Origin of the sequence: Mariniflexile sp. AS56, assembly GCF_030552475.1 — a bacterium.
In the GTDB taxonomy this organism is placed as follows: domain Bacteria; phylum Bacteroidota; class Bacteroidia; order Flavobacteriales; family Flavobacteriaceae; genus Mariniflexile.
Map to the genome: position 1 here is coordinate 1 of NZ_JAUPED010000025.1, position 11,761 is coordinate 11,761.

3 protein-coding genes are annotated in these 11,761 nt (G+C 34.7%); 2 read left to right on the forward strand and 1 reads right to left on the reverse strand.

Translation table 11 applies throughout. The annotated features are described in order from the left end of the window. Together traM and Q5N74_RS17745 are read left to right on the forward strand one after the other, a co-directional pair. A partial coding sequence (gene traM, locus Q5N74_RS17740) for a conjugative transposon protein TraM (RefSeq protein ID WP_304390336.1) occupies positions 1 to 486 on the forward strand: 486 nt, incomplete at its 5' end. A 257-nt stretch (positions 487 to 743) separates the two neighbouring features. Next, the gene (locus Q5N74_RS17745; RefSeq protein WP_304390337.1) at positions 744 to 1,313 is read left to right on the forward strand and encodes a DUF4138 domain-containing protein; all 570 of its coding nucleotides are present in this window, start codon (positions 744 to 746) and stop codon (positions 1,311 to 1,313) included. A gap of 338 nt (positions 1,314 to 1,651) precedes the next feature. On the opposite strand, the gene Q5N74_RS17750 is transcribed toward Q5N74_RS17745, so the two are convergent. Beyond that, on the reverse strand, positions 1,652 to 11,758 hold the full coding sequence (locus tag Q5N74_RS17750; protein WP_304390338.1) for a neuraminidase-like domain-containing protein: 10,107 nt from the start codon (positions 11,756 to 11,758) through the stop codon (positions 1,652 to 1,654). Positions 11,759 to 11,761 lie beyond the last annotated feature (3 nt).

An 11,761-nucleotide genomic window follows, 5' to 3' on the forward strand; every position in this document is an offset into this window, starting at 1 on the left:
CTTTTTCTCATAATACTGTTTAAAATTAATAATTATTTTACACTTTTAAACAGTTCGGTTATAGGGGAAGCTTACAACATGATTTATGTTCGGGTAGATGGAACACAAACGGTAAAAACCAATTTTAGGCTACAGATGCGTTTGGAAAAAGAAGCGCTTATTGATGGACAAAGAATTCCTAGAAATACACCACTTTATGGTTTTATCAGCTTTAAACCCAATCGAGTTGCAATCAATATTGAAAACATCAATCATCTACCCACTAAACTTAAAGCCTTCGATCTGCAAGATGGGAGTGAAGGGGTTTATGCGGAGAATAGTTTTCGAGCTGAAGCAACCCAAGAAGTGATTGGTGATGTGATTGACGATATCAATATCGCAGGTATGCCGCAAGTAAGTGGTATTCGAAAAATATTCCAGCGCAATAACCGGAATATAAAGGTTACAGTGACCGATAATTATAAATTAATTTTAAAAAGCCAATAATTTAATAACTAGAAAAAATGAAAAAATATATTTTAATTGGATTAACTATTTGCTCAAACTATATAATAGCGCAGAAAAAATTGGACACTATTTATGTTAATGACAAAAAGAATGTAGCACTGTTTTTTCCTAACCAAATACGTCAGGGAATCACTGGAACCGAGAACTTTGTTTTTACATATAACAGGGAAAAGGAACAATATTTTGGATTGTTGCAAGCACACCTGGAACAGAAAGTAATTTATTAGCGATAACTAATGACGGACAAGTTTATATATATATATATATATATATATATATTAAAGTATTCAGACACAATCAAAAAACTCAATTATTTTATTAAAAAAAGTGAAAGCATAGGAAATGAAAAACCAGAAACGATAGAATCGGCAGAATTGGAAGAAGTTAATAAAAAAGACGATATTATAAATTTGTATTACAGACGATATTCCGAGTACCTTTTGAAATCAAAGTCTTATACAATGGTGTCAAAAAGAAAACAAGGGATTGTTTTAAAACTACTTAAAGTGGCTTACAACAAAGACGAAGTTTATATGGTCATGGAAATTAAAAACAGTTCTGGTATCGACCTTATAGTTGATTATTTGAATATTTATGCGATAAATGGAAATAAAAAAGTTAGAGCTTCATTTCAAAGAATAGAGCAGGAGGTTATATTTAAGTATAAAGTGCCAGATGTAGTTACGGATAAACAATCGCATAGATTTGTTTATGTACTTCCTAAATTTGTATTGGGAGATAATGAAAAACTCTATGTAGAGTTGCAGGAGCTTAAGGGAAATCGAAAGATTAGCCTTAGCTATTAAAATGGATGAATCAATTTAGTTTAAACACCTTAATTAAGGTGTTTTTTTATGAATATTTAGCCATATATCATAATATTTACATCAATTTGATATAGATTACTTCATGATTTTTTGATAACTTAATACAATTAAAATCAAGTTAAATCAAAGCACAAGTTACCTATACGGTTACCTGTTTTGAAAATATTTAGTAACTATTTGATTGTTAATGCAGTACAGAATATCTAATAGTTCTGTCATATTCTTGCTACTAGCACAAATCAGAGGATGTTTTTTACTAGCTTTTTTAAATTGTGCATAAAACTATTATTTTTTTTCAATTATTTAAAAAATGTTAATTAGCCAATTTTATAATTAATCAACAAATACACATCCTTAATTTTATGATCATCAAGCGCAGAACTATCGGAAGGAACTAATGGGTTAGTAATAGGCCTAAACGTATCGCCATCCGTAACTTGGAAACTGACGCGAAACGGTTCATTTGCTGGTACACGAGGAGTAAAAATAGTATCACTTACATCTGTCTTGAGTATATTTCTTTCACTTGACCAACCATCAATCAAAATTGAATCTCCAGATGTTGAATCACCCTGAATATTTAAGGCAAAACCAGTTTCCGGGTAAGCCACTTCTCCATCATCATCTCTAAAGCCATTATCATCTAACTCCACTATAAGTTCAGCACTAATAATAGCTAATTGTTTCCCTTGAACAAATAAAGGGAAATGCTTTTCACTTAATTCTAACGAAACTTCTGTGTTTAAAGAACTATGCAAAAGTTGATGGAAAGCTTGCGAAAACTCCTGACGCAAACTAAATACTCTTGGTAGGGAAAAATCATCACTTTTTAAAAGGTTATCTAATAGTCCCTCTTTTTCTTCTACAGATTCTCGGAATGATGTGTCGTATTCTGCGGTATAACTGATATGCAGGATACAATCATTGATTGTTGAATAATCGAATGGTCTAAAAGTTTTAGGCAATTCTATTTGCCAAGTGCTCTCTACGGCTCCTGCTCCCTCAAAAGGCATATAGCGTTCATCTCTAAAATCCAATCTAAAAACACCACTGTCATTTTGCGCAGTACTTGTGGCTACACTCGTCGTACGAGATGGTGGCACCAATGTTAGACCACTATCTATTTCGCTACCCTCTGAATTAGGAAGTTTGGCTTCCTTACGGATATGACTTTCCTTTAAGGTCATCACTGCACTTACATTACTATAGGGACCCGTAATGCAAGGAATGGTTAATCTAGCAGACTTTATTTGACGACGATATTGTCCAGGATAGAACAAATCAAAATACAATTCGGGTACTGTAAATTCGCAAGTCCCTGTTGACTTAAGATTTAATAATGCATTGGGATCAATTTGTGTTAACGAAAATGCCTGATCCACTTCCATGCTTCTAGTGTTGGTTTCCATGTAACGAAGTTCCATTTTACGAAGGTCATTCATCAACTTTTCGCCAGCCATTAGACCTGATTTGGAAGCTTCCCAATAATTACCATTTAATAAAACAGCAGTATCATCATTGCGTTCAAAGCGATAAGCACGTTCTGCCATACGCGCTAAGGTCATCGCATTATTATAAGAATCGCGAAACATACCTTGAAGTTGAGTTGACAACCAAGTATACAGACCGTAATTGGTAAAGCGATCTCTGTAGAACTCATAAGTCTCTTGGTGTTGCTCAATACTTTTCTCATGTAGCTCTTTAGATTTTATAGAAATATCTTTTCTTATCTCAGCTGCAACAAGTTGTTTTTCAATTTCTTTTAACTCGTTTTTGGTTTGATCTAGGCTAAACTTCCAGCTTTGTTCGCGACGTTTTTCTCCACCGGTTATAGATTGCATTTGGGAAAGAATATCCGCCAAACTCCCATAGTACTGCATCATTGTTGCAAAAGCATCCCCAGCATTTGCTGTTCCATCTGTGGGCGTGCTCATACTAAAACCAACGATACTTGGGACCAACCGTAGAGTAGTAGAAAACATCATTGGGATTATAGAACCTTGTTTTAATACATGACCAGCAATTTTGTTAATTTTGCTTTGAGACTCCCAAGAATTTAACCCTATCTCTAATAAACTCTTATAATATTCTTTTCTATATTCAATGCTTTCCTTACGTATTCTTAAACCTGCTAATCCTGCTTCCGAAGCCGAAACTTCCATATTTCTAAGATGTCGCGTCATCTTAAGAATTTCATCTTGTTGGCCTAGTCTCATCATCGTAAGTTCTTCAGCACTTTTCTTTTCTAATGAACCAAGTAAAGCGCCACCAAAGCCTTGTAAAGCTCCAGCGTATTCTTTAGCCTTAGCCAATAAAAATGCAAATCGGTAGGGTGGTAAATCACCTTGTATTGAATTTAGAACCTCATCTAATGACAATCCTGCTGCTTTAGCACGTACTAATAAGCGTGGATCAATTTCTGGCGCAAAGAGTGAGATCTGACGACGCACTCCACTAAAATTCATGCAGTTTCGTATTTTAAACAAGCGATCCGCTACACGATCCCAATACCCTAGTAAATCTGGATTGGGAGGAATACAAAACTGGCATACTTGCTTTAAAAAGCTAGTATGGTATGAAGGAAGAAATAACCAGCTTCCCCATAAATCAAAATTCATCAAAAATGATGGGTTTTCTGATGTATCTGAAGTTTCAGTGAAATCTATATCAAGTTCACTGTCTAAGCCTAAATCAGGTCCATCAAATGAGGGTTGGCTAGATAATTCTACGTTTTTCAAAATATCAAAACGAGCGTTTCTTTCTGCATTTAAAATGTCGGAGCCAATAACCGTTGGTCCAATATCAAAGCGTCTTTTTGGAGGTTTCTGTATTTCATTTTCTACACCATTTAAAAAGTTTGTGCAGTGCGGACTATTCATTTCGTCATATATCATATCATAAGTGAGGTTATCCTCACTTTGCTCACATTCGCCAAGCTCTGCTGGTTTTGGCCCTAAAATTTCAGAAGCCATGGAGTAGAGTAGAGTAGCTTCGCTAATTGACTCCATAGTATCCTGTGCAAAAAGGTGATCTCCCCAATCTAGCAGGTTATCAATATACTTCATGGTAATATTCTTCATATATGCACCGAGACGTAAGCGTGCTATGGCGTGCGGATTAAAAGGGTCATTTTCATACGCACTGATGGCTTGGTTGTCATTCAACTGATCTTTCCAAGTGGCAAGGGAATGTTTTCTGAATTCAATAAATTGCCAAACCCTATTTGCCATTATTCGCTTACGTTTTTGAGAATCTGTAATCAGACCTAATTCATCCTTTTCGGACTGCAAAAGATTTCCTGCAGGATTAAAAATATAATGATACCATTGTTGCGCTTCAGAAAATTTATTTTGACTGTTTAGATGGTTAGCAATAAGGTATGGAATATGAAAAAACATCTCTCTAAAATAAGTACCTAATGATCCAGTAGTACTCATTTCGCCAATACTATTAGAATAATCATTAGTTACGCGATTAAATTCTATATTAAATTCTGGTTCAAAAGATTTTTCTTTCAAGTATAGTGATTGGAAATTTAACGATAGAAAGCTACTTAGTCCGTACTGATGTATTTTATCATTCAATACTTTATTGAGTGAAGTACCTAAACGTTTTATAATGTATCCTTTATCTGCATTATTTGTTGAATGTAAAAAAAACAATTCATTTTCAGACGTAATAATAGCATCAGTTAAAGTGCCATTCACAATTGCTATTTCAACTCCTTGAACATGACTCCCATAAGACATAAGTTCGTTTCCATCTGGGAAGCCTTCTTCACCTCTGATATCTCTCCAGCTAAGTGCATTATTAGGCACTAATAGTTTTTGAGCGGTCGAAAAGCGGTCGATTTCATTAAAATTTACATGAAGATTAGGATAGCCGACATATAGAAATTTGGTATCTAGGAGTTGTTGACTAGTTAATCTTTTATTTTGATTTATAGGACTGATAACTGGAGTGGAAGTTCGAAAATCTAGTTCATCCATAAAAAATTTACCATCAATATTTAAAATACCCTCACCATTAATATTAAGTGCAGTTGGATAAATCCTTTCCCATTCATCTCCATGTAATGTATATTCATCTTTAGGGTCAAGATGTAACATTCTAAATTCTACAAGTTCGTGAGCCTGTTTTGACCCATATTTTGGCAACAGTAAAATTTTAAAATCATGAGCTGATAAATTCTGATTTTGAAGATCGACTTCCTCTCCAGAAATATCTATTTTTCCGATGTAATGATTTTGAGACTCTAGTAGACCTGGATCATCTTTTAATGCATTGACAATTTGCAATAATGCTTTCTTTTTCGTCATTAAATCGTCAATAGCTACTAGCTGACCATTTTGAATTACACCTCTTTTACTAATGACCCAATTACTAATTTCGATTGGTTCAACTAACGGATCCCGAACTGAATCTCCATGTTCATCAAAAATTGGGTTTTCGTAGTTGTATTTTTGAGGTGTTTGCCACGTACCATCTAATTGTAATGACGAAAACTTAACTGTCATTTTATGTTCATAACCGGAAAACTCACTTGAGCCATCAATCATTTCAGTTTTAGGTCGAGTTACTATCTCAACCCAAAATAAATGGAGTGTATTCTGATAAATAATAGGAGACACCTTTTTCACAGGAATCTGTAAATTTATCTTCTCCCAATTATTATACTTAACACTATAGGTATTACTGTCTTTCTCTTTTTTATAAACATTTTCAATAGTTCTGTAATAGTATAGTGGTGGATCGGAAGCGGTAACTCCGAATAGATGTAAAGTATCTGCCTGTTTTTCAAGACTATCACTGTCCATATTGCCCAAATGATGATAAGATCCCGCAATCTTTAATTTTGAGATTTCATCAAATCCCGTCATATATTTCTTATAGGCATCTTCAGCGTTTTGCGTATTGATATCTTGTTGTAGAAGTGTGGATTCTAGTTCTTTAAATAGCTCGGTTTTGTTATCTCTTAAATCGGGTTCAATATAATTCTCAGGATAGAGAAATACTTTTCTGTTTGCCTCCCAAACACGGTAATTCTTACGCCATTGCCATTGACTTTTTGGGATATCACCTGGTTTTACATGAATAGTACCTTCCTCATTTTGTTCGAGGTTGAGTAAACAGCGCTGTATATATAATTGTAAGCTAGAGATGCCAGCGACCACTCTCGAAGTTCGAGCGCAGCCTTCTAGTTCTGTGTCTATTAAAAAATAATTGTATAGGTCATGAGTTGTTTGAAACCAATGGTGCTGTTCGGTTTCGAGCGTGTCTGGATCATCAAATCTATACGTATGAATCAAATAATCCGTCAAGGCATCGCGTTTACGTTCCCTAATTTTATCCTCAAATGGACCAATTTTTTCTTGCCATTCGGCTTCAGTATCGTACTTTGTTCTGATGGCGGTAACCACAGAGGTTGTAGCTAAAGCTATTTCATTAAAATCGTTAGAAACGAATAACGGTATCACTTCAGGACTAACTCCTAAATAACGAACCAAATGCAATACATCCTTGAATTTTTGAAGTGCTTTTAAAGAATAGTTTGTATTCACATCTGCTTCATCTTTATTTGGGAAAAGAATAACATTATTGAGACTGATTAACATGCGTTGTTCTGCCTCCAAAATAATTGGCAAATTTAAAATTGCGGTTTCATCAAATCTTGGCCGTGGGTTTGTGGAAGTACCTTCAAAAATGTAACCTTCTAAAATTAAATGTAATGCATCATCTTCCTCAAGATTATCTTCAATTAGATTTTTATAAGTGTCTGCCTTAAGTGCATCTTTAATTAAATTTCTATAAATATCGGTTTCTTGAAGATTTGATAACCTTGGAGAAGTAAACCCATTTAAGTCATCAATTTTGAATATATGAGTGTTATTACCAGAATGGTTTTTAATAAATTGAAGCCTGTCTGAAGTAAATACCTTATCCTTAAACCAAACTGCAAGCTTTTGGATCGTTTGAATTTGGGTTTCTAATACTTCCAACGGTTCTGTACCATGTAGCATTTCGGTATACATTTGATCTGTATAATTGTATCCAACTAAATCTGCAAGTGTTAACAATTTTTCTGTTGAAATTTCAAAATGTGCAGCTAGTAAATTTGGAATAATCTGAGAAGCATGTTTAGACAAGAGCATTTCTTGAGCTTTAGCAGCAGGGAGCGGAATATCAACTGGAACATTTATATATGTATCCACCTCAAAACCTGGAGTTAACCAATATAAATTCTCGCTAGGTATCTCTTTGAAAAAATTGTTATTCTCTAAAATTAGTTCCCTAGATTGTTCTAAGTTCAGACCTGCTATTCCTACCCATAAACGGTCTGTAAATTCAGGAGTTCCCGATTGAAAAAAGCGTAAAAGATTCAAATATAGTTCAGCCCTCTGGTCTGCAGTTAAACTCGTCCAAATGGCATTAGGTATATTTATTCCCAACAATGAGGGCGTAGTTTCCACACCTGCAACAAGTTGATATTTGTCTGTTGTTCCGGGAACCAATTCAAAGATGGCACTATTTGCATCTAAAATAGCTTTTGATTCATTTATACCCCCTTCTTCATTTCTAATTCCATTAATTTTAGTTAGATCTAATTCTGAAATTGGTTCTAAAGCTCCCGAAATCTGTTCACCAACCAATTTAACAAGCCTAGAAATGACTTTTGTTTGTTGCTCCAATGATAAATGATTTTCAATTTCAGGAGGAATTGTAAACGCGAGTGAGGCTAAATTACGAACACTGAATTTCTTTAAATCAGCTTTTTTTATCGTTGTCCAATTATCTTCAATTATTCTTCGCGACTGCGCTTCGGAAATTCCTTCGGCAAAAGAAAACAGCGTATCGGCAAACAATAAGCTATTATTCTGTTGAACACGAGAAAAGAGATTCATGCCTACGTCATTCAACCCTTGTGGAATTAAATTTTCAAGAATAATTTGCAAATCGGTTAAGGTGTAATCGCTTTTTTTATACCATTCTATTAAACGAATCACTTTTTCAATTTCTGATATGTTTGACAAATAGCCGTCTGAAATAGTGGATTCATGCTGTATGAAAAAGAAGAGTTCCGAAACGCTCAACTTTAACTTTTTTAATAAAAGTACATGACGATATAAAATAGAGAGATTGGTATGGGTTACGCTAAATTTACCTAAAGTATCAGTTGAAATAGATGCTGAGAGTGCAGATTTTAAATTTTCAATTAAGTGAAAAAACTGCTCATCATTAAGTCCAAGTCCAGCTAATAAACGATGATGAACCTTGCTTTTTTCAACAAAAGAAGTATCATCTGATGATAAGACTCTATAGTTTGGATGCTGAAAAACAATATTGCCAATAGACAACATTGAGGCAGACCAGCGGTCCGTTTCTTCTTTTATAAAACTGGAAATATTAAACCGTTCATTTAAAACGGAGGAAGGCATGGTATGTATAAATATGCGTAACTCATCCACTGTAAAATTGTGAGTTTTTTGAAGCGTTACCAGTTGCGTTATTTGCTCAAGATATAAGTACTGTGAACCTAGCCTATTAAATGCCTGGTCTATGGCAAAATTAATAGTATCCAACTCTGTGAGAGACCAATCCAGTTGTTTGTATAGACGTACAAACCGATGCATTTTATCCAAATGGCCTTGATTAACTCCAACAATGTATTCAACATTTATTTGTAGTGCACCCTCTTTTCTGTCTCCTCTAATTTCTACATTTCTAGGCGATAAAAAAGTATCTGGAAAGACATACTGAACCTTTAATAATTCTGTGAACTCTTCTCTTTCAAGATCCAATGTATGCAGTAACTGTTGGAGTTCAAAATTAACAACACCTCCACTTGCAGGAATGTTAATTCCATAAAATCCTTCTAGAAATGTTTGGTTAGTGCTACTCCCTGGCGAATCTGCATATCTATTTTCAGATATAAGAGCATAGGCGCATTTTGATACACCTAGAACAGCTTGAGGTATGATATTTTCTGCATCTGCAACATCTTTAAAGTGTATTCTGGCAACGGACTCTCGTGTTATTGGAAAATGATTTAGATAGATTTCCAATTCAGTCAATGGCAAATGAAATGGTTGATGGATACTCTTCATTTCTAAAAAGCAGCCTTCTTCTTCTTCTTCTTCTTCTTCTATTTCCAAACTTAATAGATAATACACAAAGTTTTCAATGGCATATCTATTATCAGGCAATCCCTCCGTTTCAGGAGCTTGTGTATAAATAAAGTTTTCAAGTACCTCATTGATGATGGTTAGATAAGGAATCAAAGTGTGTGTATTCTCGCAATTCAAAACTAATTCGCTCCATAAATCAGGACGACGTACTTTTGGGTTTAAAATCGACTTATGATGAGGGTTAATAAAATGTTTGTCTAGTACATTTTCTTTCAAAAATCCCATAAGATCCACAAAATAGGCTGCAGGACTTATGATGGAATTGCAATGTTTGCACTTACAAAAATCGGTTTCACCAAAAAAGTCTTCATAGCCATTTAAACGACGAAGATAGCTTTGCGCTTCTCGTGTGGTTCCGCCAATCATACTGCCCAACAAAGGGCTGTTTATTTTGTCGGATATATCGATAAAATTAACATTAAAATGCATTGCAGCCGTTTCTGCATTCTTATATATAAGTTTCGCTGTTTGTTCATCAAAGCCAGTATTGTGTTTAAATTCATAATAACCACTATGAATAATTTCCCTGCCAGATTTATATCTTTTTTTCAGATGTAAAGCTTGTGATGCATCTTTTGTTAGGTTATATAGGTTTTGATTCGTTTTTAGATTCTCCAATATGGAGGTTTTCTCACCTTCCGAAAAATTGTTCATATTCAATGCCTCTAGATCCTTACTATCCATACTATAATTGAGATGCAAGACATCAAGTGTGTCATTAGATGCATAAAATTTAGACATTAACGATTGCACTTCAGGTAGTTCCCACTTTTTGCTTCGTGCCATAAACACCTGATTGGGATACAGAAGCTCAATTTGTTTTTGTTTGATTTTAGCCAATTTTTCAATTTTAGCTTCATCAGAATTTACTTGTGCATTGGTTAAAATTGCTTTCCAATCATTAACCTCTAATGCTACCAAGTCACTAATAGATGTTAAGGGTTGGTTTGGACGATGATTTTTAATCGCATTAGACAATTGTGTATTGCCCTTTGCCAACGTATAGACGTTCGCATTCAGTTGAAGGGTTTCGCCTTCTGCTTTTGTAACTACGTTTTCTTTTATGAGTTCGTCAATGGCTTTAGGCGTAATAGTATAAAGCGAAATATCTTTCTTAATAAGTTCATCCGCTATTTTGGGATTTAAAGCAGCTAGTTCTGCAATTTTAAAAACGTGTGCCTGTTGTTTTTCTTTTTCTATTAGTGGGTTGTCTTTAATTGCAGTATCGGGCTTAATGAGTTCATTTAAGGTTTTTGCGTTTTTCCATTTAACAAGTCGTGCATGCGCTTCGCTTTTTATAGCATTGGGCAGATTGCTTTTGTCAATGACCGTTTCCATATAATCGGTTGCGGAATCATCTTCTTGGGTTAAACCGGTAAAGTCTATTTTTTTTGCATAATGTTTTAAGTCGTATGAAGCTTTTTCAAAAAATGCTATCGTTAGCCTCTGGAGCTCTTGTTGAGCTTTAGTTTTTAAGGCCGCATATATTTTGGGTGCTTTCTTTTTTAGTTCCTTTGGAGTATGTGTAGCGTTTTTTACCAAATCCAATACGGTTGCTCTGGACAGATTAGGAAAGTTGAGGTTTGAGGCTTCAAAATCATAATCGATGGCGATACGGATATCCTTTAAACGGGTGACATTTTTTAGGGGTTTCCCTTCTGTACTATGAATCATGTCCTCTCCTTCATAGATTCTAAAAAATACATCAGGTAAATGATCGGTAGGGTCGTCTTTAAAACGAGAGGAATCATATTGAATATAAAAACTGCCTTTATCATCGGTGATAGTTAAACCCAATTGGTCACTGACCTTTTTGTCCTTGTCCCAAGCTTCAACTTTTATATTTGGTATCGATTTTTTATTTTCTTTCTGCTCAACGATTCCTTGTAGCGAGTAGATTGCATTAGCTGGCTCGTTGTTAGTTGTATTTTCTTCGGTGTCAATAACTAAAACCACATTTTTTAAATCTTTGCCATTTTTAATGGGTTTGCCCTCAGTACTATGAATTACCCGATCACCTTGATATACCAAAAAGAACACATCTGGCAAATTATCTTCTATTCCATCGAAGAATTTAGCATCCTCAAATGAGATATTAAATTGCCCTTTGGCATCTGAATAAGCAACTCCCAAATGATCGCTTACTTTTTTGTCTTTAGCCCAAACACTTACTTTAAGCCCCGGAAGTGGTAGTTTTTTGGTGGTTAAAAGTTGACCCGTTATTTTGTATGTTGACATATT